24 protein-coding genes are annotated in these 26777 nt (G+C 43.3%); 19 read left to right on the top strand and 5 right to left on the bottom strand.

All coding sequences use genetic code 11. The annotated features are described in order from the left end of the window. Positions 1–150 precede the first annotated feature (150 nt). Together GVJ38_RS05355 and GVJ38_RS05350 are read right to left on the bottom strand one after the other, a co-directional pair. A complete protein-coding gene (locus GVJ38_RS05355; protein WP_159722149.1) occupies positions 151–801 on the bottom strand; it encodes a DsbA family protein in 651 nt (216 codons plus the stop codon). Positions 802–826: 25 nt separating this feature from the next. Then, the gene (locus GVJ38_RS05350; RefSeq protein WP_159722148.1) at positions 827–1417 is read right to left on the bottom strand and encodes a CYTH domain-containing protein; all 591 of its coding nucleotides are present in this window, start codon (positions 1415–1417) and stop codon (positions 827–829) included. 191 nt (positions 1418–1608) lie between these two features. Between GVJ38_RS05350 and GVJ38_RS05345 the strand changes: the two genes are divergently transcribed. The 10 genes from GVJ38_RS05345 (at position 1609) to GVJ38_RS05300 (ending at position 16342) form a co-directional block, all read left to right on the top strand. Beyond that, positions 1609–2250, top strand: coding sequence for a GTP pyrophosphokinase (locus GVJ38_RS05345; protein WP_159722147.1), 642 nt, complete (start codon positions 1609–1611; stop codon positions 2248–2250). A gap of 2 nt (positions 2251–2252) precedes the next feature. Continuing rightward, complete coding sequence (locus GVJ38_RS05340) at positions 2253–3050, top strand: NAD kinase (protein ID WP_159722152.1); 798 nt, start codon at positions 2253–2255, stop codon at positions 3048–3050. A gap of 6 nt (positions 3051–3056) precedes the next feature. Next, a complete protein-coding gene (locus GVJ38_RS05335; RefSeq protein WP_159722146.1) occupies positions 3057–3950 on the top strand; it encodes an RluA family pseudouridine synthase in 894 nt (297 codons plus the stop codon). A gap of 10 nt (positions 3951–3960) precedes the next feature. Beyond that, positions 3961–5331 (top strand): magnesium transporter, encoded by a 1371-nt coding sequence (gene mgtE / locus GVJ38_RS05330; RefSeq protein ID WP_159722145.1) that lies wholly within the window; start codon positions 3961–3963, stop codon positions 5329–5331. A gap of 76 nt (positions 5332–5407) precedes the next feature. Next, complete coding sequence (locus tag GVJ38_RS05325) at positions 5408–5851, top strand: NUDIX hydrolase (RefSeq protein ID WP_159722144.1); 444 nt, start codon at positions 5408–5410, stop codon at positions 5849–5851. A 477-nt stretch (positions 5852–6328) separates the two neighbouring features. After that, on the top strand, positions 6329–7984 hold the full coding sequence (locus GVJ38_RS05320; RefSeq protein ID WP_159722143.1) for a SpaH/EbpB family LPXTG-anchored major pilin: 1656 nt from the start codon (positions 6329–6331) through the stop codon (positions 7982–7984). A 79-nt stretch (positions 7985–8063) separates the two neighbouring features. Next, positions 8064–8888, top strand: a complete 825-nt coding sequence (locus GVJ38_RS05315) for a class C sortase (protein ID WP_159722142.1) — start codon at positions 8064–8066, stop codon at positions 8886–8888. 18 nt (positions 8889–8906) lie between these two features. After that, entirely contained in the window at positions 8907–10832 is a 1926-nt protein-coding gene (locus GVJ38_RS05310; RefSeq protein WP_159722141.1) for a SpaH/EbpB family LPXTG-anchored major pilin, read from the top strand. A 12-nt stretch (positions 10833–10844) separates the two neighbouring features. Next, complete coding sequence (locus GVJ38_RS05305) at positions 10845–11684, top strand: class C sortase (RefSeq protein WP_159722140.1); 840 nt, start codon at positions 10845–10847, stop codon at positions 11682–11684. Positions 11685–11725: 41 nt separating this feature from the next. After that, on the top strand, positions 11726–16342 hold the full coding sequence (locus GVJ38_RS05300) for a SpaA isopeptide-forming pilin-related protein (RefSeq protein WP_159722139.1): 4617 nt from the start codon (positions 11726–11728) through the stop codon (positions 16340–16342). 47 nt (positions 16343–16389) lie between these two features. Here the strand turns inward: GVJ38_RS05300 and GVJ38_RS05295 are convergent, their stop codons facing one another. Continuing rightward, positions 16390–17025, bottom strand: a complete 636-nt coding sequence (locus tag GVJ38_RS05295; RefSeq protein WP_159722138.1) for a copper homeostasis protein CutC — start codon at positions 17023–17025, stop codon at positions 16390–16392. Between the two features lie 85 nt (positions 17026–17110). Between GVJ38_RS05295 and GVJ38_RS05290 the strand changes: the two genes are divergently transcribed. The 5 genes from GVJ38_RS05290 to GVJ38_RS05270 all read left to right on the top strand — a co-directional run bounded on the left by GVJ38_RS05290 (position 17111) and on the right by GVJ38_RS05270 (position 23082). After that, positions 17111–17935, top strand: a complete 825-nt coding sequence (locus tag GVJ38_RS05290) for a methyltransferase domain-containing protein (protein ID WP_159722137.1) — start codon at positions 17111–17113, stop codon at positions 17933–17935. Positions 17936–18253: 318 nt separating this feature from the next. Continuing rightward, entirely contained in the window at positions 18254–18760 is a 507-nt protein-coding gene (trmL, locus tag GVJ38_RS05285; RefSeq protein WP_159722136.1) for a tRNA (uridine(34)/cytosine(34)/5-carboxymethylaminomethyluridine(34)-2'-O)-methyltransferase TrmL, read from the top strand. Between the two features lie 15 nt (positions 18761–18775). Further along, complete coding sequence (locus tag GVJ38_RS05280) at positions 18776–19432, top strand: histidine phosphatase family protein (RefSeq protein WP_159722135.1); 657 nt, start codon at positions 18776–18778, stop codon at positions 19430–19432. 15 nt (positions 19433–19447) lie between these two features. Beyond that, a complete protein-coding gene (recD2, locus tag GVJ38_RS05275) occupies positions 19448–21979 on the top strand; it encodes an SF1B family DNA helicase RecD2 (protein ID WP_159722134.1) in 2532 nt (843 codons plus the stop codon). A gap of 149 nt (positions 21980–22128) precedes the next feature. Further along, the gene (locus GVJ38_RS05270) at positions 22129–23082 is read left to right on the top strand and encodes a zinc-binding dehydrogenase (protein ID WP_159722133.1); all 954 of its coding nucleotides are present in this window, start codon (positions 22129–22131) and stop codon (positions 23080–23082) included. Between the two features lie 47 nt (positions 23083–23129). Here GVJ38_RS05270 and GVJ38_RS05265 read toward each other — a convergent pair whose 3' ends face one another. Then, a complete protein-coding gene (locus tag GVJ38_RS05265) occupies positions 23130–24092 on the bottom strand; it encodes a diacylglycerol/lipid kinase family protein (protein WP_159722132.1) in 963 nt (320 codons plus the stop codon). 168 nt (positions 24093–24260) lie between these two features. Here GVJ38_RS05265 and GVJ38_RS05260 point away from each other — a divergent pair, with 168 nt between their 5' ends. Continuing rightward, positions 24261–24761 (top strand): QueT transporter family protein, encoded by a 501-nt coding sequence (locus GVJ38_RS05260; protein ID WP_159722131.1) that lies wholly within the window; start codon positions 24261–24263, stop codon positions 24759–24761. Between the two features lie 145 nt (positions 24762–24906). On the opposite strand, the gene cbpA is transcribed toward GVJ38_RS05260, so the two are convergent. Next, positions 24907–25545, bottom strand: a complete 639-nt coding sequence (gene cbpA / locus GVJ38_RS05255; protein WP_159722130.1) for a cyclic di-AMP binding protein CbpA — start codon at positions 25543–25545, stop codon at positions 24907–24909. Positions 25546–25723: 178 nt separating this feature from the next. On the opposite strand from cbpA, the gene rpmG reads away from it, so the two are divergent. The 3 genes from rpmG (at position 25724) to nusG (ending at position 26707) form a co-directional block, all read left to right on the top strand. Next, on the top strand, positions 25724–25876 hold the full coding sequence (gene rpmG, locus GVJ38_RS05250) for a 50S ribosomal protein L33 (RefSeq protein ID WP_159722129.1): 153 nt from the start codon (positions 25724–25726) through the stop codon (positions 25874–25876). An 11-nt stretch (positions 25877–25887) separates the two neighbouring features. Next, entirely contained in the window at positions 25888–26058 is a 171-nt protein-coding gene (gene secE / locus GVJ38_RS05245) for a preprotein translocase subunit SecE (RefSeq protein WP_159722128.1), read from the top strand. Between the two features lie 106 nt (positions 26059–26164). Beyond that, positions 26165–26707, top strand: coding sequence for a transcription termination/antitermination protein NusG (gene nusG, locus GVJ38_RS05240; RefSeq protein ID WP_159722127.1), 543 nt, complete (start codon positions 26165–26167; stop codon positions 26705–26707). Positions 26708–26777: the final 70 nt, after the last annotated feature.

The raw sequence follows: 26777 nt of genomic DNA, 5'->3' as shown, positions 1-26777 counted from the left end.
TCTTTTAGAATCAGCGAGTAGAAGTGGTGCGGAAGGGAGACCTTTCAGAGGGCCTTTTAGGCCGTGGCCGGTAATAGAGGCTTTCAGCCGAAGAGCAAACCACCCGTTCACACGGGTGGTTTTGATTTGAAATAATGTAAGATAAGTTCATTAAACTAAATAGAGATGTCGCTTCGTCGCTTTTTGTTCATTGAGAGTTGCTTGCGCTTTATGATCATTGAAAAATTGCAACGTGGCTTCTTTTGTTTGACAAAGCTCAGCGATGTGTTCGATGGATTCGCAGCCTTCAACTAACACGCCAAAGTCAAGGTCACACGCATAATTGTAGATCACAGCGGAAGGATGGCATTTGATCTTCATCTCATGGGCGATCTGCTGGTCAGATAAAAAAGCTTCACTGACAAATTCAGATTCGCGGTCTTCAATGAACATCTCCAAATCGCCACCGACTTCTTGGATCAAGTCTTGTGCTAATTGTTTTGAATAACGCTGGCCATTCACACCGACTTCTTCTTGCAGGCGGATCAGAAAATCCCGACCACGTTTTTTACCTTGTAGTTGAGCGGCTTTAAAATCCAATGAAGCCGAGTAAATATCTTTTGATAATTGATTACGAGCTTTGATATTTTTAGTGCAAGTACCTTGGTGTTTCATCACATCTGAGATCGTGTACAGATTCATCAGCGGGATCAACCGCAGCTGAACCTTTAACTCTTGCTGCTCGATTAGATCCAATACTTTTTTTTCAACGGACAAACAACGTTCTCCAATGGGGTTAACAAACAAATAAATCTCAATCAACGGACATTCCTCCCTAAGACCCTGATCATTTATCATGAAATCGTTGCGCTTCTACTGCGCGGACGATCTTATTTTTAGTTGGTTGATAGTCAAGTGCAAAACGATCCAAAAAAGCGAAAAACTCAGCTTGGCTCGTACCGCTGTCTTGAACTTCTAATTCAAGTTCATAATCGTGACGATCCGCATACCAGTTTTCGTCTAATGCTAATTTACCTTCTGGAATCGTAAATTCTGCTCGCCGCGTTTTTAATTGGGCGATCAATTGTAATTCGTTGGCTTTGATCTGGTGTGTTGCTAAAGCTTTTAAGACATGCGTGGCACTTTGCGGAAAACGCTTAGTGGCTAAAATCTCTTTGACCGCATCAGATGAAAGTGAGTCAGTCGTCTCTAACAGACCGACTTTTGCTGGCGTCTTCAAGGTTGCTTCACCACCTGTTTCAAAATAGCGGACGCGTAACCCGAAACGTTTTGCTTTTAATTGCTCGCTTGGTGTATCAAAATAGAGATTAGTCTGAGTGATAAAATCACGAGCCGTCAAGTTGAACTGTTGGCTCAAACGCTCATATGCAGTTGCGTCTAGCAACGTTTTGTATTCAACTTCCAATGATTGGCTCATCAAAACACCTACTTACCGACTTATTCATATCTATATTGGCATATAAAATGACACAAGGCAAATGATAAGCCGTGTCATTTTTCAGCTGTAAAATGATTGTAATAATTGGTAAAACTCGTATCACAGTAGTTTCTTTAAAAAGAAAAATTATGATAAGATAAAACCGATGAAAAAGAAGTGAGGGACAATAGATGGAAAGAGATTGGGAAGCATTTTTAGCGCCGTATGATTTAGCGGTGGCAGAGTTGAAAATCAAATTACGCGGTCTGCGCAAACAGTACCGTGATCGCGATGACCATGTGCCGATCGAATTCGTGACCGGACGTGTCAAACCAGTAGAAAGTATTTTAAATAAAGCAAAATTACGCGGGATCCCGCTAGATCGGTTAGAAACTGAAATGTCGGATATGGCTGGCATGCGGATCATGTGTCAGTTTGTAGAAGATATCCATCAAGTCGTCGAGATCTTACGCAGTCGCAAAGATATGACGATTATCCAAGAGCGGGATTATATCACCAATCGCAAAGCGAGCGGGTATCGGTCGTATCATTTAGTGATCGAGTATCCGGTCCAAATGTTAGAAGGCGAAAAAAAGTTACTAGCGGAGATTCAGATCCGAACACTGGCGATGAATTTTTGGGCGACGATCGAACATTCCTTGAATTATAAATACCAAGGAGAGATTCCCGATGACATCAGCGAACGCTTGTTGCGCGCCGCAGAAGCCGCGTATCAATTAGATGGTGAGATGTCGAGTATCCGCGATGAGATCCAAGAAGCGCAACATCTCTTTTCGTATGGTCGGGGAAATAAAGGACGTGAACTCAAATGACGATGCGTGTAGCGATCATCCATAATAATGAAGAGAAGTCGCAAAATGTGACCGCTCAATTGCGGGAATTGTTGAAACAAAATTCAGGCATTGAAGTGGTCGAACGTGATCCTGAACTTGTGATCACAGTCGGTGGCGATGGGACATTGCTGTCTGCTTTTCATCGCTACAGCCACCGCTTAGATTCGGTTCGTTTCTTAGGCGTGCATACCGGTCACTTAGGTTTTTATACCGATTGGCGGGATTATGAATTGCAAGAATTAGTCGATGGGCTTTGCAGTGACCGAGATAAAAGCGTGAGCTATCCGCTGTTAGATGTGCAGCTCAGTTACGCAGATGGACGCAAGAAACATTTTTTAGCCATGAATGAATCCACGATCCGGCGGGGAAGCCGGACGATGGTGGGGGATGTTTACATTAAAGATGAATTGTTTGAAACTTTTCGTGGAGATGGCTTGTCGATCTCGACGCCGACTGGTTCGACAGCCTACAACAAAAGTGTCGGTGGTGCGGTCGTCCATCCGAGTTTCAATGCGATCCAGCTAACGGAGATCGCTTCGTTGAACAATCGCGTCTTTCGAACACTGGGCTCACCAATCATTATCGGGGCAGAAGAATGGGTAGAGATCCGTTTGCGAAGTGATGGCCATCATTTAGTGACGATCGATCAGTTGGATTTGTCAGATGAAAAGATCGCGTCAGTCAGTTATAAAGTCGCTAAAGAACGCATCCATTTTGCGTCATTGCGGCATATGCATTTTTGGCATCGCGTAAAAGATGCCTTTATTAGAGAGGATTAAACGATTTTGGAATTTAACTGGATGTATCCATATGACGAGCCGTTACTCGTCCGAACTTTTTTAAAACAGCAAGGGATCTCCAAAAAATTATTAGCGAAAATCAAGTTTCAAGGCGGTCAAATCTTTGTCAACGGGAAAGAAGAGAACGTCTTGTTTTCTTTACGTGCACATGATATGGTAACTGTTGTGATTCCTGATGAGGCAGCTCATGAGACCTTGTTAGCTGATGATGAACCGATTACGATCGTCTATGAAGATGATCATCTTTTGATCGTCAATAAGCCAGCTGGCATCGCTTCGATTCCGGCGCAATATCATCCGCGTGGGACGATGGCGAATCGTGTCAAAGGCTATTATGTGCGGCAAGACTATAAAAATCAAGTCATCCATGTAGTGACCCGACTGGATCGAGATACATCTGGTCTGATGCTTTTTGCCAAACATGGTTTTGCACACGCAAAGTTTGATCAAGAGCTGCGTAAACGGCAAGTAACAAAAAAATACCGCGCGCTGGTTTCCGGCCGGATTGAAGCATTGAAAACCCATGACTTGATCGACCTTCCTATCGGGCGGGATTATACGTCACTTTTGAAACGTCAAGTGACGCCAGATGGACAAAGCGCTCAGACAGAATACTGGCTTGAAAAAAGAAACACGGCCTTAGCGCTAGTCGATATCAAATTACATAGTGGGCGGACGCATCAGATTCGCGTTCATTTTGCTGCGCTGGGTTGCCCATTGCTAGGCGATGAACTTTATGGTGGGGCATTAGATCGTGGTATCACCCGCCAAGCACTGCACTGTTATCAGCTGGCATTTATCCATCCGTTTACCAATGAAGCGCTACATTTTGAATTACCATTAGCGGCTGATATGGAAAAAATCGCAAAAGAGATATGAGGTGAAAATGATGGATGAGACCCAAGAAGAACTAGAAGAACATTTCCAACAATTGCTGACGGAACTGCGCAACAATGATCTGCAGGAGTTTCGCGAGCATTTTTTGGAGATGCATATTTATGATCAAGGACAATTTTATCAGTCGTTAGAAAAAAAAGATCGTCAGCAGGTCTATTCTTATCTGTCACCTAAAGAGCTTGCCGATATGTTTGACGTGATTGAAGAAGACGATGAACATATGGAAGAATATCTTGCGGAGATGCGTCCTCAATACGCGGCGGCCATGCTATCTGAAATGTATACCGATAATGCGGTCGATCTTTTAAACGAACTAGACAAAAAGCAAGTCGCTAAATTTTTAGCGTTGATGAAGCCTGACCATGCCAATGAAGTCAAAGATCTACTGCATTACGAGGATGATACGGCCGGCTCTTTGATGACCACGGAATATGTTTCCATCGTAGCCAATCAAACGGTACGCTCGGCGATGTACGTCTTAAAAGGTGAAGCTCAGATCGCGGAAACGATTTATTATACGTATGTTGTCAATACCGAAAATCAATTGGTCGGAGTAATTTCACTGCGGGATCTGATCATCAATGACGATGATACGATGGTCTCTGATGTCATGAGTGAGCGGGTGATCTCGGTGCATGTCGGTGATGACCAAGAAGATGTCGCCCAAACATTTCGGGATTATGATTTCTTAGCACTGCCAGTCACTGATTACGAAGATCACTTGCTGGGGATCGTGACGGTCGATGATATCATCGACGTTATCGATGACGAAGCTGCCAGCGATTACTCCGGACTAGCCGGGGTCAATGTCGAAGAAGTCGACGAAAATCCAGTCAAAGCCGCTTCTCGGCGATTGCCGTGGTTGATCACTTTATTATTTTTAGGGATGGCAACAGCTACTTTGATCAATCATTATGAAGAACTTGTCAGTAAAGCGAGTATTCTCGCGGTATTCATCTCGCTGATCACCGGGACTGCGGGAAATGCGGGAACCCAATCACTTGCCGTAGCGGTGCGCCGACTAGCGATCAATGACGATAAAGATAATAATTTTGTGAAATTGATCATCGGTGAGATTTTGACAGGACTGGTGACGGGACTAGTCACTGGAATCACGATTTTTTTGATCGTCGGGATCTGGAAGCATAACTTTACTTTAGGGTTTGTGATCGGTTCGGCGATGATGGCGGCAATCACAGTCGCGACTTTAGCCGGCAGTCTGATTCCGATGGTGATGGAAAAAATCGGATTTGATCCAGCAGTTGCCAGCGGCCCGTTCATCACTACGCTGAGTGATCTGACCAGTGTCTTGATTTATTTTAATATCGCCAGCATGTTCATGGAACGATTTATCGGAAGCTGAGGTAGCCGCGCACTTGCAGTGAACGATATTTCCGTGTAAAGTACTCCTAAGACATAAGCCGAAAGTAGTGTGAAAAATGAAAAAAGCCTATGCCATGATCGTACGCAATGGATTGGTCTTGCTCGTTAGAAAACCAGGTGTTCCATTTTGGGATCTACCCGGCGGACCACTACGACCTGACGAGTCTGAGCGTGAAGGAATCAAACGGATCGTGCGGGAAGAATTGGGATTTGAAAGTGAGATCAAGGAATTGATCGGCATCTACACGAAAGAATTTCATGAAGATGTGACGTACATCTACCACGGTCAAGAAAAAAAATCGCAAAGCGCGATGTATGCGCCTTATTATGCGGCGTTTGATTTTTTTGATCTTGAGAATCCGCCTTTGAATCTTTTGCCAGAGCGACGCAAACAGATTAATGATTACTTATCTGGCCGTTATCCGGTTCGGATTCGTTTTAAAGAAAATAAATATAGGTTTCGCATCGAGAAATTTATCAAGCGAAAACTGAAAAAATAGCTGACTTAGCTTGTCTAAGTCAGTTTTTTTTTGCCTTTAGATCTAATCATTTTCAATAAAAAAATACAGTTGGTTATTATAAGTGGCGGAAAAAAGTGAAAGCTATTCCAAAAAAAGTAATATTATTTTTAAGGAACCTATAAGCAAAATAACATTAATTAATAGTTCGTTAAATTAAAAAACAATTTTAAATATTTTTTCAAAATAACGTAAATACGAACGTTGTGTTTGAGTTTTCAGAAAATTCATATTGATTTTTAGTGCATAAAACCTTTTAAATAGGTATTTGTAGACTTTGAAATAAATGAAGATTTCATTTGAGTTTTGTTTAAAAATATATTACAATTCTAATATATCCAATAAAATAAAATGTTTTGACAGTTTTTGAAATGAAAATGACTGTTTTTTGAGAGGAGAATGACTATGAATAACAATAGATGTTGCTACAAGGATGGAGGAAAAGAAAGGAGCAGAGCCATGAAAAAGATAATTCAATTATTCGCGATACTGTTCATGGTGGGCAGTACATTGTTGGGAGCGGCGATGGGGGCAAGTGCGGCGAATGATTCATTGGCGCCAGATAGAGGGAGCCTAACGATCCATAAGTATATGTATGATGAAAAGGGAGTTCCTGGAGGGATTGCGAATGGTAAGGAGATTACTAATCAGGATGTACTAAACGAATTAACACAGCCGATTGAGAATGTACCGTTTGATGTGTATCAAATTACGGGACCAGAAGGTAGTGCACCCGCTCAAGTTCCTGGTAACGCCGGCTTATCAAGCCTTAAGTGGATCTATTCTTTAGATAATGGAAAATTGAAAGTTACTAATGGGACGGACACTTACTATTATACTTTAGGAACAGTTAAGGAAGGTAAAACAGAGGCTGATGGTAGTTTAAAATTTGATAATTTAAATCGCGGTCAATATTTTGTAGTTGAAAACTTGAGTAAAATAACTGACTCACCTAAAGTCAATGGCGTTGAAGTATCAATCACAAAGCCAGTCAATCCTTTTGTGGTAGATGTGCCCATGACTGATCCGGAAAACTATGAAAAATGGATTACTGATGTTCATGTGTATCCAAAAAATCAATCAACAGAAGTTGTCAAAACTCCCGAAGCACCGTCATATGATGTTGGTAAAATAGTTAAATGGAAAATTGATGTTGAGCTGCCAAGTGATATTAAAGATTATAAACAGTTAACAATAACGGATAAACTCGACGAGGCGCTAACTTATATTGATTCCTCAGTAGTTATTTACAAAGCTGAAAAGGACTCAAATGGAAACTGGATAAAATCAACTCCAGAAGAGAAGTTAACAATTGGTAATTTTATAAGCAATCTAAATGGGAATACAATCAAAATTGACATTACATCCTCTGGTTTTGCAGCACTGGACGGTTGGGAAGGCATGATCGTTGAATTTGAGACGAGGATCAATGAAAAAATTTATGACAAAATAGCTGCTGGTGGTGGGAATGTTAATATCGTAGAAAACAAGGTCAATGTCGAATTTACTGATGAGAATGATGTTGTTACAGATAAAGATTCTGAGGAAACAGAAGTTAATATCGGTGAAATTGAGCCTAATAAAGTTGATGAAAAAGACGGTGGGTTAGCTGGGGCTGAATTTCAAATTGCTGATACAGAAGCCAATGCCAAAGCTAAGAATTATTTGAAGGTTGAAGTTAATAGTGAAGGGAAAATTACCCGGATTGTTCGTCCAGGTGAAGCAGGCTATGATACAGCGATTCCATGGATCGTACGTACTGGTTTGAATAGTCCAGTAGATGATGGTGGACAATGGTACTTCCCAACCTTTCGAGGGATGGTTAGTCATGCTGATGATGCAACTAAGACCCCGCTATCTTATTGGCTAGTGGAAACGAAAGCACCAAAAGACTACAACTTACTTGGTAACCCGATAAAAGTCACTTTTAAAGAATATGATGAATCAAAAACAGTTCAGCATATTCTAAAGACTGATAAAATTGTCAATAAACGTGGCTTTGAACTACCCAAAACCGGTAGCTGGCTCACGATTTTGCTTACGATTTTAGGGATCGTGATGTTAGGTCTAGGGATCATGTCTTCCATGAATAAGAAAAAAGATAAGAAAGCGTAGTTGCATACGACGGATGAGGTAGGTCTTTAGTTTTTAGGACCTGCCTTGGCGTCTTACATAGTAGCGGGGAGGGATTGGTTTGAAGCGTAAGATTTTTAGTGTGATCGCCTTATTGATTGGGCTCACCGCTTTGGCTTACCCTCACATCAGCAGTTATTTGAATGATAAAAATGGGTCTTATGTCAGTCAGGATTATCATGCGCAAGCTAAAGCGCTTGATCCGGCATTAGTCAAAAAAATGTGGCGGCAAGCTGAGATTTATAATGAGAATTTGACTGGTTCGCCGGTCCATGATCCATTTATTCCCGGTTCTGGTGTCGTGATGCCGGAAAATTATTATGACGTGTTGAATTATAAAGGGCAGATGGCAACGATCGAGATCCCGAAGATCAAAGTCGAGTTACCGATCTATCACGGGACAGGTGAAAAAGTTTTACAAAAAGCCGTGGGACATTTGGAAGGTTCGACTTTACCGATTGGCGGCAAAAGTCGTCATGCAGTCATGACTGGACATACAGGACTGTCCCATACAAAAATTTTTACCAATTTGACGGAGCTAGTCAAAGGCGATCAATTTTATTTGAAAGTTTTGGGCAAGACATTAGCTTATGAAGTCGATCAGATCTTAGTTGTGAAGCCCAGTGAGACCGATCATTTGAAAGTAGAAAAAGGACGCGACTTGGTGACGCTTTTGACGTGTACGCCTTATGGGATCAACACGCATCGCTTACTGGTCCGGGGCCATCGCATACCGTATAGCCCCGCTAAAAAAGCGAATATCAAGCCGGTCAACACGATGACAGCTGAGCAAAAACGTCTGATCATCGTTGCAATTATTACGACATTTTTGATGGTGCTGTTAAATATTGTGCTGAGAATCCGCAACAAACGGCAAGCGGTTTAAAAAAGGAGGAGGGCAAAGATGAAAAAATTGATCATAGTCTGTTTAGTACTAAGTGCGATTTTGATTGGTGGCCCTTCTGCCTTAGCCCAACAATTAACAAGTGCCAAACCGGAAAAAGGCGACCTGACGATCCATAAATATTATTTGCCTGAAGGAGTCGCAGTAGGAGAAGCCGGCGATGGCAGCTCGAATGGCCAACTGCCGGATGAAGCGATTCCGCTAGCCGGGGTCCAATTTGATCTTTATCGCATCGGCGAGTTGTTACAAGTATCAAAAGATCGAGGGCAGACGTGGAAAAAAGCAGACACACCTGTTCAGATTCCAAATGGGGAAGCAGTTCGCTATCAAGTCAACGTCAGTTCATCACAAGGAAATTGGACAGTCAATGCACAAACCGGCGCGACGATTTATCAGTATCGGCTGCAAGTCGTTTCAGGGTATGAAAAAGGTGGTCAGACTGCTCGCGAACCAGCGGGGGAATTGAAATTTAAAGAGCTCGTTGCAGGACAGTATTTAGTGTTAGAAAATTTGGCGCAATCTGATCCCCGTAAAGCAAGTGATGGGCAACCAGTGCCACTGGAATTTGCGGTAGAGCCGATCGTCGTTTCTGTTCCTTTACCGATTGGCGATAAGTGGAGCCAAGATGTGCATGTTTATCCGAAAAATAAAGGCAATGAACTGATCAAAGATTATACCGCTCAAGACCCGGCGATCGGTGAAACTGTCGAGTATCAGATCTCAACGGCGGTGCCGGAAAATATCGATCACTATCAGCGGTTTGAGCTTTGGGACGAATTGCCGATCGGACATACTTTATTAAAAGATACGATCGGTGTAGCAGAAGCGCGACTTTTGCCTGGCGAACCGACGAAAAAAGTTGAATTGGTGACCGATGTAGCCGGAAAAATCAAAACGATCCCGCAAAAAGCTACAGAGGAATTATGGCGTGTTGCTGTTGAGGGGCAAAAATTTACCGTCATCTTTACGGAAGCTGGCCGAATGTACTTAGCAAACCACAAAATCGAGCGTCTGGCGGTGACCTTCAAAGCGACGATCAATGAACAAGCGCAAACAAGTAACACTGATGCGGCTGGCAATGTGATCGAAAATACCGCGTGGGTAACGTTTACGAACAACCACGGTCAAACAAGTGAAAAACCAACGAATCAAACGCTTGTGCCGCTAGTGGAAGTGACCGTGATCAAACAAAACGAAAATGAACAACCACTGGCCGCGGCTTTTGCGATCACGACCAGTAAAAAAAATGCGACTGATAATAAATTTATCCGAGTGAAATATGGCCGCACCAACGGCAAAAAAGATTTGACGAAAGTAGTGGCGATCAAAACGCCAGAACAAGCTGGCTATGCGCAAACGCTCAACGATACAAGTTATGAAGATTATCAACTGACGACTGATGCAACGACAGGGCGAGCACGCTTTGTTGGCTTGCCAGCCACCGGGCAAAATTATTGGATCAAAGAACTTAAAGCCCCTGCTGGCTATCAGTTGCTAAGTGAGCCGCAAATGGTCCACGCCGAGCCGTTACCAGCACCGAGCGAATGGACAAAAGCTAGTTTAGCTGCATATGGGCAACAACAGATCAAAGTAGTCAATGTACCAACAGATCCCAAAGACGATGATGAACCAGAGTTGCCGGGAACAGCTGGCGATCCGCCAACGGGAACGACACCAGGCGGTCAAACTCCGAGTGGTGGAAACGACCCGTCAGCTAAACCGCTGGCGGTGTGGTCACAGGTGACAAATGTAGTCCCTGCGGCAAAACAAGCTCTTCGTCGATTACCACAAGTATGGCGAGAGTTACCGAAGACGGGGAGCTTGCCGGCGACACTTTTAACGATTGTCGGAATCATCTTGTTCGGCCTAGTAATCATTTATTATTTAAATCGGCAAGCCAAAAAGAAACGGGTAACGAAGGATTAGAGGAGTGAGACGATGGGACGGAAAATTTTTACAATCATAGCGATCTTGATCGGTCTGATCGCACTCGCTTACCCTCATCTCAGTAGTTATCTGAACGCTAAAAATGGTTCGTACGTCAGTCGTGACTATAAAGCAAAATCAAAGGAACTGACTGCTGAACAAATCGCGCAAATGTGGCAAGCTGCTGAAGACTACAACGAAAGTTTAGCTGGGACGATCCCTAGTGACCCGTTTTCTCCAGAGGGCCCGCCAGCTACAAATCAAAATTATTATCAAACGTTGAATTATAAAGGCACGATGGCGACACTAGAAATCCCTAAGATCAAAGTCGATTTGCCTGTCTACCATGGCACTGGTGAAAAAGTGCTGCAAAAAGCAGTCGGACATTTAGAAGGTTCGGCGTTACCGATCGGCGGGAAAAATCGCCATGCTGTATTGACGGGCCATTCGGGACTTTCCCATGCGAAGATCTTTACTCATTTGACAGAACTAAAAAACGGAGATCAATTTTATCTCACTGTTTTAGGTAAGATTTTGGCTTATGAGGTGGATCAGATCGTGGTGATCGAACCGCACGAGACGCAACACTTGCAAGCTGAAAGTGAGCAAGACCTCGTGACACTGTTGACGTGTACGCCTTATGGGATCAATAGTCACCGGTTACTAGTCCGCGGTCATCGCGTACCCTATGATCCAGCGAAAAAAGCGGCGATCAAACCAGTGGATACATTGACGGATGAACAAAAAAAATTACTTATGATTGCTGCCATCACGGCCGGGATCATGTTGCTATTGATCATCGCGACGATCATAAAAAATAAACTGCAAGCTCGAAACGGATCTGCGGAATAATCATTTGGACAGCAAGAAGAAATGCTGTAGGAGGTGCAAAGATGATGAGACAATTAAATGCGATTTTTAAACGGTTGAGTATCGTACTGCTCATTTTCACCTTGCTTATTACGACACTTCCTCTCACAGCGTTCTCTAAAGCAAACACGACGGAAAGCAGCACTGCTACCAGCAAACGATTGGAAACGTATTCGACTGCATTAGCGAACTTGCCTTTGCCGGAGCAGTCAAGTGAGTCAAGTCTAGCTGAAACAAAAGCAAGCCAGCAGAAAACTACCACGACGACCAGTGAGGAAGGCCAGTCAGCTGCTGCGGATGAAAAACAAGCGACTGATGAGACGATGCGGGAGAAAGAGTTGACGGACAGTTCAATCAGTACATTGACTAGCAAAAAAACAAGTGAGACTGAGTCAACAACGAGTTCTACTAAGTCAAAAGCCACAACTAAAAGTTCGAGCGAACCACAGAAAAAAACTAAAAATAGTCAGAGTACTGAGAAAACTAACCAATCAACCAAAGATTCAACTGCTGCAAATAAAGCAAAAGAAAAAACAAACGATGAAGCTACAAGCGAATTGCAAGCGCCTATTGAACATCCAGAGATCCAAACTTCTGAGTCACAGGCCAGTGAAAAGCAAACGACAGAAGAAACGAATACGGCGGTCAAGAGCGCGAGTCGTTCGTCATTGACTAAAGCTGGCGGTCGTGATTTACAACAAGTTGATGGGGTGACGATTACAGTCAATGATTGGGAGATTTTGGATAATGCCCAAAACCCATTGAGTGAAACAAATCCAGCACAATCAAATGTCGGCTACACATTTAATTTTAAGTGGACATTAGCTATTGCAGATGAAGCAACGAAACTGCAAGCAGGCGATTACTTTGCATTTGATTTAGTAAAAAATGTTAATGATACCGGTGAAGGTTGGAAGCAGGTTCCTGTGGGCTCAACTCCGTTAACGGTAACTAATAATGATGACGTTGATGTCATCATTGGGGCTTGGTTCACGGAAAATGGCCAGGTGAAATTGGTTTTTAATGAGAATGTCAAAGATTTGGATGTTACTCAATTAAATGCGGTGACCTTCCAATTCCCAGCTAATTCGTTATTTAACCGCAATCAAGCAGAAAAGGTCATGACGACTACTTTTGGCGGAATCGATAAGCAAATCAAATACGAGAAGTATCATATGAATTACAGCAACGGTTATAACTTTAAGCGGGCACGGACATTTTCAAATTTAGCAGCTGAATGGGAAATGACCGTCAACTTAGGCGCTCTTTTAGAACTGAATGGCGATGAAGTCAATTTCCGAGATAATCCTCAATGGGGTTTTTACCATGATCCTAATAATCAGAAGCATCAATGGGGAGAATACTCAACCGGTATTCGAGATGAAAATAATGACCAAGGCGCTTTACTGTATGTCGAAGATCAATTAGATCCAGGAGTGACGATTCGTAATTTGACGATTCAACCGGATATTCGTATCCCGATGAATTTGCCAAATGGTGCTCAAGCGGCTAAAAAAGGTGGGCAACCGTCTGATGTCCATGCATATGATCAGCTGATTTTAGCACATAGTAATACAGACGGACCGTTATATCGCAAAGGCGCAACGGACACGAGCAACAATCCTAGTGAAGAAGATTCACTGAAGCAATTGATCCAAAAGAACAATGAGACGAAAGAAGCTTTCCGTAAACGTGTCCGAGCAACACCAGGAACTTATGGCATCTATGTAGAAGGAACTGGGAAAGATGCTGTACGAACGGTGATGGTGAACTTCGGTCGAGTCGATCCCGGTTCGAAAAATGATGCAAAAACCTATGAAGAACTGTTAAACGGTAAAAAACAAACAAGCTCGGTTGATCGAACGATTACAGACCGTAATGGGAGTCCAGTAGCGGTCCCAGAGTTTGCTAAGCGAGCTGCCCAACGAGCGATTGGAAACGGCTACTATGAAGAAGCTGATCGCGAATTGTTAGAAGATTATTTTACTTTAGTTTATGGTGATAGCAATGTATTAGGCGGACGTATCCCAAGTTATATGATCTGGCTAGATACAGATTATCCACCGGAAACACCTTCGGGAACTAAACGAAATACTATTGATCATTATTATCGTTATTCCTTAAGTTATGATGATAGTGAGGTCCCACGTTCATTGTCTACAACTGGAACATTGACGAATCCATTAGTCTCTCTAACTGTCAATGCAACTGAGGCAGTCTTGTTCAAATGGAATGAAGAAGATAATTCAAAAGAAATGAACGGTTTCAACTTTAAACTACAAAAAAAGATAAATGGAAGTTGGACCGATGTCGCAGGGAAAGATAACTTAGTGACAAGTCCTAACACGATTGGTTCACTCAGTTACCCGGGAACGATTCGAGTCACAGGCTTAGAAGATGGAGCCACTTATCGGTTTGTGGAAACTGCCTCACCGTATGAGTATGATCCGACGTTATCCAGTGATTATGATGCGACTGAAAAGGCGGTTATCTCTAAAGAATTTACTATCCGCGTAACGAATAGTAATGGCGCGATCGTCCATGTTCGAAATAAAAAAGCTAAGATGGCAAACTATCGAGTTGAGCATTGGCTATTGGAGGATGGAAAAGACGTCAGTACAAAAGATAATTTCCGTTTAGCGAATAATGATGAATTTAGCGGAAGAGTAGGTGATACGTTAGATTCAAATGTTTATCCCCATATTAGAAGCTATACAGATTATAAATATGCTGAATCACTTCCGTATAATGTTAAAACTGCCATTGTGAAAGAAGATAGCACGACCGTTTTAAAAAGGTATTATATAAAAGATGATGGATCTGAGCCGAAATATCCTTATAAGGTGGAGCATTATTTACAGAAACGAGGTCAAGGTGGGGCAGACCCGAAGGAAAAAGATTTCTATTTAAAAGATACAGAATATAAATCAGGACTCAAAGGTGAAACGGTTTCTGCTTCAACGAAGATCTACCCAGCTTATACCCACAAAGTGATAAATGGACTGTCTAAATTAACTGGAGTCGTTACTGAAGATGGACAGCTAACATTGAAACTATATTATGTTTTTGAAAAGTCAATTGAAATGCCAGCTGTTTTTTATAAAATCGATGAAAATAAAAATATCATGCCTTCAGTAGACGAAAATGGTACTCAGTTGAAAAATGACAAAGGTGAAGATCTAAAAGTTACTTTTAGCCTAGTTGGTTGGACATGGAAAAGCGGTGCCCCACCTATTAATGACACACCTCCTACACCAGATAACATTACAGCTGGCTATTGGAAAGTTAGGGCTTCAAATCTAGCCACTGATAACGAGGGTAAAATAGACATATCACAATATTTAGATAAAGGCGTGACCAATTACTCTGGAGCGTATGCATTGATTGAAACCGCTACTTATCCAGATCATCAACTGACGAGCCCGAAAGAGACAGAAGCACCTCAAGAAGGGCAAGTTTATTACTTCTTTTGGGGAGGAGCTACTGGTGGCGTTGGTTGGACGGATGTTTTTCAGTACTCAAATGGAGTATGGGCACGAAAAACCGATTGGGCTACTTACAGCAAATATGTGGACAATGAGTTTAGAGGAGATAATTTGGCTATTAAAAACTTCGCTAAATCCGGTGATTTAAATGTCTACAAAGCTAATGAAAACAATGAATTAATGAAACCCAATGGTGTGAATAATGTAAAATTTAAACTTTATGCGTGGAACCAAGCAACCGGCGTACCGGATATCAATACGGGTCCTACGAAAGATTCTAGTAAGTGGACTCAAGTTGGTGGTGAGTATACGGTCGATAGTAATGGTCAGATCATCGGCTTAGACCGGAGTGAAATTCCTGAGATGGCTAAATATTATGCACTGGTGGAAACTGAGACTCACACTGATTATGATCTGCCTGTCAGTGATGCATATTGGCTAGTCACGACGAAGACCTCGACTGACCTGAGCCTGGGGTATCGTAAAGTGATCGATACGGTCAAATATATCGGACCGGCGGGTAGTGATCCAGGTTTGTTATTGCCAACAGATAATGAAAACCCGACCTATGATGCAAATAAAAAAAGTGGTTACTACACGATCAAAAACAAAAAGACATTTGTGCCTGAAAGCAAGATGGATTTCTACTTTGTTAAAGAAGGTAGCGAGAATGCGGACGGCGAAAACGAGCGACTGGAAAATGTCGAGTTTAAACTTTATAAGAAAAATAACGATGCAACTCCAAAACCGAATCCGTATCCGAATAACCCAGCTGGCACTTACTGGGATTTGGCAAATCCGTTGCACGTGGTCACTAGTGATAATTTTGGCCGAGTACGCTTCAATGACCTAGCAGCAGGAGAGTATCTTTTAGTAGAAACAAAAGCTGCTCCTAATTATCAACTTCCAAGTGGTTATTGGGTCGTCCAGTTAGATCCAGCTCAGGAAGGGTATCTGAACCAAGTTGAAATTACAGGTCATGGTGATCCATTACCACCTGCGTTTAGAAAATCGAGTGGGAATCTTTATTTACAAAATTTCCCTGCCTATCAAATGCCCCGCGCAGGCGGACGGCTCACTTTGTTCTTAACGGTGTTAGGCATCGTAATGATCGGGTTAGCCAGCATGGTAGATTTTAAGAAAAAAGTGAGCTAGACAAAAAATAGTGCTACGCGAATCAAACCGCGTAGCACTATTTTTGTTTAAAATTCCACCACTCGCGTCCCGTGCACTTCTTTTACTCCTAATGTTTCCGCGATGGTTTTCGCATTTTTTGCTGTGATGCCGCCGCCGGGTAAAATAATGATTCGATCTGCTGCGTAGTCGACGAGTTTTTTCAAATGATCCAAATGGTTTTCGATCGGTTCAGTCAGCGGGCCGCCGTGGGTCAAGATGCGGTCGATCCCGAGGCTTGCAAACCAGTCGATTGTTTTGAATTGTTCCACGATTGGAAGTTCGTCAAACGCCATGTGAAAAGTTGTCTGTAAGCCGCCGCTGTTGCCCAGTAAAATTTCTAAGACTTCTTCGTCAACTTCATTTTCAGGAGTCAAACAGCCGAAGACAACGCCGTCTGTGCCCGCGTTTTTAGCATGGATCAAATCGTTTTCCATGATTTTGATTTCTGTATCGTTATAGACAAAGTCACCACCGCGGGGCCGGATCATCGTCATGACCGGGATTTTTTTTTCATTTGCGTAAGCCAATGCTTCTTCTAGGACACCGAGGCTAGGGGTCGTACCACCGACGGCTAGATTGTCGCAAAGCTCGATGCGGGTAGCGCCGGCTGTGATAGCGTTGGGGATATTCGTATAATTTTCAGCACAAAATTCTTTGATCAATGGAAGGTCCTCCTCGTATTTTCTAAAATGTAGTGTATCATAGAATAGAAAAGTTATGCTATGATGCCAAAGAGGAAGTGATGAGATGTTAAAAAAAATCGACCGAGGCGCGGCTTTTTTAGCAAAGCACGCGGAATTGTTTTGGTGCCCCAACTGCCAAAGTAAGATGCATTACCAAAGCAAAAGTTTAGTTTGTCAAAATGGGCATCGATTTGATTTAGCCAAAAAAGGAACGTTATATTTTCTGACGCATCAAGTCAAAACGGAATATGACGCGGCGATGTTCGAGCCGCGGGGGCGCTTGATCAAAGCGGGGATGTACCAGCCAGTGTTAGAACAGTTAGCTGAGTGGATCGTGCCGGGAAATTTATTGGATGTCGGCTGTGGCGAGGGCAGCTTTTTAGCTGAATTGAATCGGCTGAAAAAAAATCCGGTGAATGTCGGTTTTGACATTTCAAAAGCGGGTATTTATTTAGCGACCAATCAACCGATCGACGCGTTTTGGTGTATGGCTGATTTGACGAATTTACCGTTTGCCCCAGCGAGTTTTGAGACGATCTTGAATATTTTTACGCCGTCACACTATCAAGAATTCAAGCGCGTTTTGAAACCAGGCGGCAGTGTCATCAAAGTCGTTCCGCAAAGTGGCTACTTAAAAGAGTTGCGGGAAGTGTATCATCCAGGACAAAATTATTCCAATCAAGCAGTGATCGAACGATTTAAAAGTGAACTGCACGTGCAAGCGCAAACGCGGGTCACATATGAATATGAAATTCCGGCAGAAAATCGGTTGGATCTATTGGAGATGTCACCGTTGGAATGGCAAGTTGATCCGGCAGTCAAAGCCCGGTTACAAGCCGATCCGCTGAAAAAAATTACGATAGATTTGGAAATATTAAAAGGAAATTAGAGAAAGCGCTTTCTTAAGAAAAGTTTAAGGCTAAGCATTGCAAAAGTTACTTGAGGATGATATATTACACACAAGTTGTTTTTCATTGGTTTTTATCAGGTTCCTGTTCTGATAAAAGTTAGTGAAAAGTGCTTCACTAACGTAGCGACTCGCCGTGCTGGACACCGAGTTGATACGTTTTTTTTTATGCTAAGATGCCTGACGAAAAATTTGAACGTGGGGGTCTTGAGGAAAACAGCTGCCAAAACGCGGGTTTTTAAAAATGTGGTGCGCGGACTTTGTGGTGCGGGTTTTACTCGAATTAGGAGGACAAAAATTATGACCAATCATGTTGTATTGTTTGAACCAGTGATCCCGGCTAATACGGGAAATATCGCACGGACGTGTGCGGCGACCAACACGCCGCTGCATTTGATCGAGCCACTGGGATTTTCCACCGATGATAAACATTTGAAGCGAGCAGGACTAGATTATTGGGATGCGGTGGATATCACGTATCATGAAAGTTTACCGGCGTTTTTGGACTATTTAGGTGAGCGGAAGCTGTATTTGATTTCGAAATTTGCGCATCGTGTTTATTCAGAAGTGGATTACACGACCGATGAGGATCATTTCTTTTTATTTGGAAAAGAAACGACGGGTTTGCCAGAAGATTTCATGCGAGAAAACGAAGACAAGTGTTTGCGCATCCCGATGAATGATGAGCATGTGCGGTCGTTGAATCTGTCCAACACGGTGATCATGGTAGTCTATGAAGCGTTGCGCCAACAAGGATTTCCTAATTTGGAATTAACGCACCATTATGATCATGATAAGTTGGATTAAGAAAGAGGCTATGAGATGAAATTATATTTTACGCGCCACGGCAAAACGCAGTGGAACGAAGAGAAACGTTTTCAAGGGATGCTAGGTGACTCACCGCTGTTGCCGGAAAGTTTTGCGGCGATCGAAGAGTTAGGTAAGACTTTAGCCGATGTGCCGTTTGAAAAAATTTATACCAGCAGTTTGAAGCGTGCGTATTTGACCGCAGAAGGGATCAATCATCATTTAAAACACCCGGCAGAGATCGTTCGGACGGATGATTTGCGGGAGTTAGGACTGGGTTCATTGGAAGGGCAATTGATCCCAGAAATGATCCAGCAGCATCCTCATGATTTGGAAAATTTGCGTCATCACTTAGAAAAATATGATCCCACTCCTTTTGGTGGTGAAAAAATCGAAGACATGTTAGCGCGCATTTGCAAATTAGTCGAACAAGCAGTGGCACAAGCGGAAAGTGGTCCTTTGTTGTTTGTCGGGCACGGAGCGGCATTGACGGCAGCGATCCAATATTTGACGGGAAAACCACTGGCTAAATTACGGGAGCAAGGCGGCTTGTTCAACAACAGTTTGACGATCTTGGAAACTGATCATATCGAACCGCCATATAAAATGCTAAAATGGAACGATATCAGTTTTTTAGAAAAAATCGGGCAAAAGCCAGATCCATTGCTGTAAAAAGGAGATGAGAGGATGCCGGAAGAAGCGTTAATGATCGTCGGGACGTTAAAAGCGATTTTTTTCCAAAATCCCAGCAATTTTTATAAAGTACTCTTGATCAAAGTCAAAGAGACGAACACGGATTATAATGAAGCGGAAATCGTGGTAACTGGGAGTATTGGCGATGTGCAAGAAGACGAGGCGTATCGCTTTTTCGGGCATTTTGTCGATCATCCCCGGTATGGCCGGCAGTTTGCCGTGGAGCGTTATGAACAAGCGCAGCCGACTAGTGTCAATGGCGTGGTGAATTATTTAGCCAGCGACAAGTTTCCCGGGATCGGTAAAAAAACAGCAGAAAAAATCGTCGAAGTCTTAGGCGAAGGCGCGATCGATCATATCGTGGAAGATCCTGCTGTCTTGGCACAAGTGCCAGGGCTCAACAATCAAAAACGCGAGCTGCTGATCAAGACGATTCAAGAAAATTATGGCATGGAAAAAGTGATCGTCGGGTTATCTGATTATGGTTTTGGCGCGCAGTTGTCGTTTGCGATCTATCAAAAATACCGCAACCAAAGTTTAGATGTGATCCACGAAAATCCTTACCAATTAGTGGAAGATGTGGAAGGGATCGGTTTTAAAAAAGCGGATAGTTTAGCGGAACAATTAGGGATCGCGGCGGATAGTCGTCAACGCATTCGGGCAGCGATCATCCATCAAGTAACAGAAGATGCCAATCAAAGCGGCGATACGTATGTGGAAGCGCAAGTATTGTTAGAAGAAGTGATGCAGCTATTGGAAAGTACGCGGCCGGTGGCGATCACACCAGAACAAATTGCCGATGCCATTATTGAATTGGTGGAAGAAGAAAAAATCGCGCAAGAAGAAACGAAAATTTATGAGCGGACGCTTTTTTACAGCGAGTGGGGTATTGGCACTAGCATCGCCCGACTATTGGAACGTAAAAAAGAAATCAATTATCCAGCTGAAAAAGTTGAAAAAAAATTACGCGTGATCGAAAAACGTTTAGGCATCACATATGGCGACTCACAAGATCAAGCGATCAAAGACGCCATCACCTCGCCGCTGTTCATTTTGACCGGTGGGCCTGGAACCGGGAAAACGACGGTGGTCAATGGGATCGTCCAGTTGTTTGCGGAATTAAATGATCTGTCGTTAGACCCCAGTGATTATACGCAAAAGATTTTTCCGATTTTACTAGCGGCTCCCACTGGTCGGGCAGCCAAACGCATGAATGAGACGACGGGGTTGCCGGCTAGCACGATCCATCGCTTGTTAGGTCTGAATGGACATGACAAAACGCCTGATGTTGAGGCACGGGAATTGGATGGCGGGCTGTTGATCGTCGATGAGATGTCGATGGTGGACACGTGGTTGGCGAATACGTTGTTGAAATCGATTCCCACCAATATGCAAGTCATCTTAGTGGGGGATAAAGACCAGCTGCCATCTGTCGGACCCGGGCAAGTCTTTCATGATCTGCTAGAAGTTGACGCGATCCCGCAAAGTGAGTTAACTGAGATCTATCGGCAAGGGGATGATTCTAGTATCATTCCATTAGCTCATGAGATCAAAGAAGGCCAGTTGCCAGCTGATTTTCGACAAAATAAAAAAGACCGTTCCTTTATCGCTTGTCACGCCAATCAAATGGAGACTGTCATCGCTCAAATCGTTGAAAAAGCCAAAAGCAAAGGTTTTTCCGCACAAGATGTGCAAGTCTTAGCCCCGATGTATCGGGGACCAGCAGGGATCGATGCGTTGAATAAAATGATGCAAGAGATTTTTAATCCCAATGATGGAACGAAAAAAGAAGTCAGCTGGAACGACCAAGTTTATCGGATCGGGGACAAAGTTTTACAGCTAGTCAACGATGCCGAGGACAATGTTTTTAATGGCGATATGGGAATCATCACAGGGATCATCCCAGCTAAACAATCTGATGAAAAAGTCGATGAACTCGTGATCCAGTTTGATGCGACGGAAGTGTCGTATAAACGCAGTGAATGGAATAAGATCAAACTGTCGTATTGTTGCTCGATCCATAAAGCGCAAGGCAGTGAGTTTCAGATGGTGTTGTTGCCGATGGTGCGGCAATATTCTCGCATGCTGCAACGAAATTTACTTTACACGGCGGTCACCCGCAGCAAAGACTTACTGATCTTATTAGGGGAAGAAGCGGCGTTTAGTGAATGCGTCACCCATGAAGCGGCCACGCGCCAAACGACGTTGATCGAACGGATCGCCACAGCTTGTGATCTGCCTGAGTTAGTGGTCAAAGAACCCGTGAGTGAACCATTTGCAAAAAGTCCAGATGCTGTGAGTGAACTGGAAGAAAAAGTTGACGGACTACTCGCGACAGATTCGAAAGAACAACCCATTGCGGAATCAGATGTGATCACAGAAACTGCGCCAGTGTATCAAACAACGAAACGTGGGGCTGAAAACGTGCCGACTGGGCCCCAAGTATTGACTCCACAACTAGTTTTGCAACAAACCATCGACCCCATGATCGGGATGGATGGCGTGAGCCCACAGAACTTTATGTAACAGCCAGCTGTGTGAATAGCTGGCTTTTTTGGCGTAGGCTGATTATGATGGAAGTATTAGCTAGAAACATTTAGCCGACAAGTAAAAAATTTTAGTGCAAGATAAAAAAGCAACGTTAGAGCTAACGATGACTAAACGAGGTGGAGTGAATGAAAGCATTGTATTTTAAAGAATTTGGCACGAGTGACGTCTTGCAATATGGGATCGTGGGAGATCCGGTGATCGGGAAAATGGATCTGTTAGTCGAGACGCATTATATTGGGTTGAACTTCGCAGATATCTACCGGCGGCGAGGGACGTATCATCTAGAACCTCATACACCTTATATCAATGGCTATGAAGGTGTGGGGAAGATCATCGCAGTTGGCGGGGGGATCTCAGCAGAACAGATCGGGCGGACCGTGTTGTTTGTAGACGTGCCTTTTGCCAACGCTGAACATGTGCGGGTGCCACAAGATCACGCGATCTATTTGCCACCGGAGCTGGATGAAAAATTAGCAGTAACGATCGGGTTACAAGGGTTGACTGCTGATTTTTTAGCCCATGATATAGGAAAAAATAAAGCTGGTGCCAAAGTGTTAGTCACCGGGATTAGCGGCGGCGTAGGGCAAATTTTAGCGCAAATGTTGACTGCAGATGGGATCGAAGTATTTGGAATGGCTTCATCAGCTGAAAAACGAGAATTAGCCATACAACGCGGAGCTCGTGAAGTGTTCAACAGCCGCGAAAATGATTGGGTCGAAGCTCACGCTGGAACGTTTGCTACGGTGTATGACGGCGTAGGGGTGACTCTCCCGCAAAGTCTTGAATTGATCGGACACCGCGGAAAAGTTGTCTTTTTCGGCATGGCAGGAGGCAATCCGCCAGCGATCGATCTTGTTCCGCTATTGGCCCAATCTAAAAGTATTTTGACGGGTGACTTGTGGGATTACTTAACGAGTTTTAGCGAACGAAAACATCGCAGCCAGCGTCTTTTCCGCTACTTTTTGAAGCAGCAGATCACAGTCAGCGAACCAACGATTTTTCCATTAGCTGAAGGCAAAGCCGCTCATGAGTTTTTAGAAAGCGGAAAAAATATCGGTAAAGTTTTGCTGCAACCGTAAAAAGACGAAAAACAGGAGCCAGACAATCGAGTTGTCCGACTCCTGATTTAGTACCAAATATATTGTTCGGCCGTTGAAAAATTCAAATCATAGGAGCGTTCGCCCAAAATCTCGCCATCGGCTTGACCGGGTTGTGGTACGACTGAAACGATTCGTAATTTCGAACTGGAAAAATGTTGGTAGTGCTTATTTTTCGTGTGTTTTTTGCGGATGAGTTGGAATAAAAAGTGCAAGATCGCCAATAAATTAGGTTTTTCCACGACGACGAGATCCACGACTTCTTTTTTAGGATCGGCCATCGGAGCAATCGGAATTCCACCGCCAAAATAAGGAATGTTCGTGGTCGTACATAAAAATGCCCGCTCAAACGCCAACTCTTGCCCGTTGACCTCGACTAAGATCGGAAACGTTTTTTGGGTGAACAACGCTTTTAACACATAAAAGGCATAAGATGCTGACCCGAGATGGTACTTGTTCAACATTTTTTTTGATGTTGACACATTGGTCGTTGCGACCACTAACGCATCTAAACCGATCCCGACATTGTTCAACACGATGCCCATCTCTTCTTTGATCGCTTCTTCATAGACCAAGACGTTGAGTTTTTGCGGTGCTTTTGCTTGTGTGAGCTGATTGAATGCTGTTTGCGGATCGCGGGAAAGGCCGATCCCGCGCGCAAAATCATTCCCCGAGCCGGCTGGAATATAGCTGACAGGTAAAGTGCGGCCTAACAAAAATAACTCATTGACCACGCCATGCAGTGTGCCGTCTCCACCGATCACTACTAGTAAATGAAAAACTTCAGGCGGATCAGCGGGCTCACTTTCCCAAGGAGTCAAAAGTTCTTGTAAGCGAGCGACGAGGGTTCGTTCATCACCGGCTTTTTTGGTGTAATAAGGTGTATATGTATAATCGCCGTCATCTAACAGCTGGATGATTAGCTTGGCGGTTTGCTGCGCGTTGCCAGAACCGGCTGCCGGATTGATCAGCAAATGATAATGAAAATTCATGAGTTTTTTCGTCCTTTCAGGTGACTATTATAACAGAGGAAACGCTGAATAAGAAGATTTGCGTTTCAAAATGCGTTGACTTTAGGAAATGAAACCCGTATGATTTGAACGTAACCGCGGTTCATCAACCATCCCGCGTTAACAAAACTCGGAGAAAGAAGGAAAAAAATGAATCTTACAAGAACAAAGCGCATGACGTTCGTGATCACGAACGGTGTGATCATGGCACTTTATTTAGCGTTGACGATCTTAGTCTCGCCGGTCGCATCTGGCCCGATCCAATTTCGGATCTCAGAAAGTTTGAACCATCTCGTCGTTTTCAATCGCAACTATTTATGGGGAATCTTCGGCGGCGTGGTCATCTATAATTTGATCTTTGGCATGGGCTGGTTGGATGTCGTTTTTGGCGGTAGTCAAACGTTGATCGCGTTAGCCCTGACGGCACTGTTGGAAAATAAAATCAACAATATCAAAGTCCGCATGGGCATAAATGTTTTCTTTTTTACCATCAGTATGGCACTGATTGCGTGGATGTTGCACTTGACCGCTGAATTACCCTTTTGGCCAACATATGGCTGGACAGCTGTGAGTGAAGCGATTATCATGAGCCTCTCAGCTCCCGTGATGTATTATTTGAACAAACGGCTGCACTTTGCGGAGCATATTTAAAGCTTTGGAGAGTCAGACGATACTGAAAAAGTAACCGTGAATCGTTTCTAGTTTAACTGTTCAGTCAAACTAGAAAAGCCACCGATCAGCTTGCCAAAACAAAATTGGTTTGCTAATCGGTGGTTTTTTTAACCCCTCAGACCGTTTAATAATCTGTCAACGCCTCGACTTCAGCGACTTTGAAGCCTTTGCGTTCTAAGTGATCGATGATGGTGTTGAGTTTATTTTCATCCACCCCAGCTGGCAAGGTGAACAGCGTGCGGCGGCCCTTGTGATCTTTGCCGACATCTAACGTGATACAGCTGGCGATGTTAGTCATGCGAGAAATGATTTTTGTCATCTGTGCCAATTCGCCTTTTTTACCTTCGGAACGGATCGTCAAGACGTAACTGCCTTCTTTGATGTTCCATGCTTGGGCTAACATGCTGAGCAAGGTGCTGTGAGTCAAGATCCCATAAAAGTGATTGTTCTCATCTAAAACTGCGATGTAAGGGAGTTCCTTGATCGTAAAAAAGACTTTGAAAAATGAAGTGTGGATCGAAATGAACTTGGTGGCGTTTTTTAATAAGTAAGTGACGGGCAAGTCCATCGCACCGCCGTTTGCTTTGTGACGGTAAATGTGCATTTTGTAAATATTGCCGCGGAAAATTTGTTTACTTTCATCTAAGATCGGAACACAACGAAAACCAGTTTCTTCTAACAGAGCCAATGCTTCTTGTAAAGTCGCCGATTCAGTGATAGTCGTCAGATTTTCTTTTGGATATACTAAACTCTCTAGTAACATAGTAGGCCCTCCAATAAATTCAAATAACTGCTACGAGCCTAAACAAAAAAGGTTAGGCGATCATTAATCATTATACAATAGAAATAATCCAAAAAACACCAAAGTTTTGTGGGAGGATTGACAGACCGCCCTTGAGATGATACTGTTATTTTGCGAAGTTATGTAAGGAGGATGCACTATGGCAACTAAAAAAGCTGCTCTCGCCTGTACCGTTTGCGGATCGCGAAACTATTACAAGACCGTCAGCGAAGGCAAAAAAGGCGAACGCCTCGAGATCAATAAATTTTGCAAACATTGCAATCGTTACACTCTACATAAAGAAACAAAATAGGAGGACTTGTCGTGAAGTTTTTACGTAGTGTCAGAGAAGAAATGAAATTGGTCACTTGGCCATCAAAGAAAAAATTAGCCCATGATTCATTAGTGGTCATTGAAACATCGATTATTTTTGCGGCGATGTTTTTCGTGATGGATACGGCGATCCAAGCGTTGTTCAAATTGGTAGTCCGTTAATTCGTCAGTAGCAAATTTAAAAAAAGCATGCTATACTTGGTGTGAGAAAAAGCCTTGGCGATCCTGAGGTTTTTTTATTTTACGGATAAGGAGCCGATCACAAGTAATGGAATCTTTTGAAAAACAATGGTATGTCTTACATACGTATTCCGGCTATGAAAATAAAGTCAAAGCCAATATCGAATCACGGGCACAAAGTATGGGGATGGAGGATTATATTTTCCGCGTTGTCGTCCCAGAAGAAAAAGAAACTGAAGTCAAAGGCGGCAAAGAAAAAGAGATCGTTCACAAAACATTCCCGGGCTATGTCTTAGTCGAGATGGTCATGACAGATGATTCATGGTACGTCGTGCGAAACACACCAGGCGTGACTGGATTTGTCGGCTCACACGGTGCCGGCAGCAAGCCCGCTCCATTGATGCCAGAAGAGATCAACCACATCTTGCGCTCACTTGGGATGAGTACGCGTCAACATGAGTTAGATGTCGAAGTCGGCGAGACTGTGAAGATCATCGAAGGCGCGTTTGCCGGACTTGAAGGTGTCATTACCGAGATCGACGACGAACGAGAAAAAGTCAAAGCCAATATCGACATGTTCGGTCGCGAGACGAGTACCGAATTGGATTTTGATCAAATCGATAAAATTTAATTCATTTAGCTGGGAGGTGGCTCTCAGCTTTTTTTGCGTTATAATGCAAGCAACTTATTTCATATTTAAC

It is taken from the genome of Enterococcus sp. CSURQ0835, from assembly GCF_902706605.1.
In the GTDB taxonomy this organism is placed as follows: domain Bacteria; phylum Bacillota; class Bacilli; order Lactobacillales; family Enterococcaceae; genus Enterococcus_A.
Note: the sequence above shows the minus strand (reverse complement) of the source record. Positions and strands in the feature narration are given on the sequence as shown.

Coding starts and splice junctions, on each gene's coding strand:
- GVJ38_RS05350 (WP_159722148.1), bottom strand. CDS start 1,417: ATGAGCCAATCATTGGAAGTTGAATACAAAACGTTGCTAGACGCAACT.
- GVJ38_RS05345 (WP_159722147.1), top strand. CDS start 1,609: ATGGAAAGAGATTGGGAAGCATTTTTAGCGCCGTATGATTTAGCGGTG.
- GVJ38_RS05340 (WP_159722152.1), top strand. CDS start 2,253: ATGCGTGTAGCGATCATCCATAATAATGAAGAGAAGTCGCAAAATGTG.
- mgtE (WP_159722145.1), top strand. CDS start 3,961: ATGGATGAGACCCAAGAAGAACTAGAAGAACATTTCCAACAATTGCTG.
- GVJ38_RS05325 (WP_159722144.1), top strand. CDS start 5,408: ATGAAAAAAGCCTATGCCATGATCGTACGCAATGGATTGGTCTTGCTC.
- GVJ38_RS05320 (WP_159722143.1), top strand. CDS start 6,329: ATGAAAAAGATAATTCAATTATTCGCGATACTGTTCATGGTGGGCAGT.
- GVJ38_RS05310 (WP_159722141.1), top strand. CDS start 8,907: ATGAAAAAATTGATCATAGTCTGTTTAGTACTAAGTGCGATTTTGATT.
- GVJ38_RS05305 (WP_159722140.1), top strand. CDS start 10,845: ATGGGACGGAAAATTTTTACAATCATAGCGATCTTGATCGGTCTGATC.
- GVJ38_RS05300 (WP_159722139.1), top strand. CDS start 11,726: ATGATGAGACAATTAAATGCGATTTTTAAACGGTTGAGTATCGTACTG.
- GVJ38_RS05290 (WP_159722137.1), top strand. CDS start 17,111: ATGTTAAAAAAAATCGACCGAGGCGCGGCTTTTTTAGCAAAGCACGCG.
- trmL (WP_159722136.1), top strand. CDS start 18,254: ATGACCAATCATGTTGTATTGTTTGAACCAGTGATCCCGGCTAATACG.
- GVJ38_RS05280 (WP_159722135.1), top strand. CDS start 18,776: ATGAAATTATATTTTACGCGCCACGGCAAAACGCAGTGGAACGAAGAG.
- recD2 (WP_159722134.1), top strand. CDS start 19,448: ATGCCGGAAGAAGCGTTAATGATCGTCGGGACGTTAAAAGCGATTTTT.
- GVJ38_RS05270 (WP_159722133.1), top strand. CDS start 22,129: ATGAAAGCATTGTATTTTAAAGAATTTGGCACGAGTGACGTCTTGCAA.
- GVJ38_RS05265 (WP_159722132.1), bottom strand. CDS start 24,092: ATGAATTTTCATTATCATTTGCTGATCAATCCGGCAGCCGGTTCTGGC.
- GVJ38_RS05260 (WP_159722131.1), top strand. CDS start 24,261: ATGAATCTTACAAGAACAAAGCGCATGACGTTCGTGATCACGAACGGT.
- cbpA (WP_159722130.1), bottom strand. CDS start 25,545: ATGTTACTAGAGAGTTTAGTATATCCAAAAGAAAATCTGACGACTATC.
- rpmG (WP_159722129.1), top strand. CDS start 25,724: ATGGCAACTAAAAAAGCTGCTCTCGCCTGTACCGTTTGCGGATCGCGA.
- nusG (WP_159722127.1), top strand. CDS start 26,165: ATGGAATCTTTTGAAAAACAATGGTATGTCTTACATACGTATTCCGGC.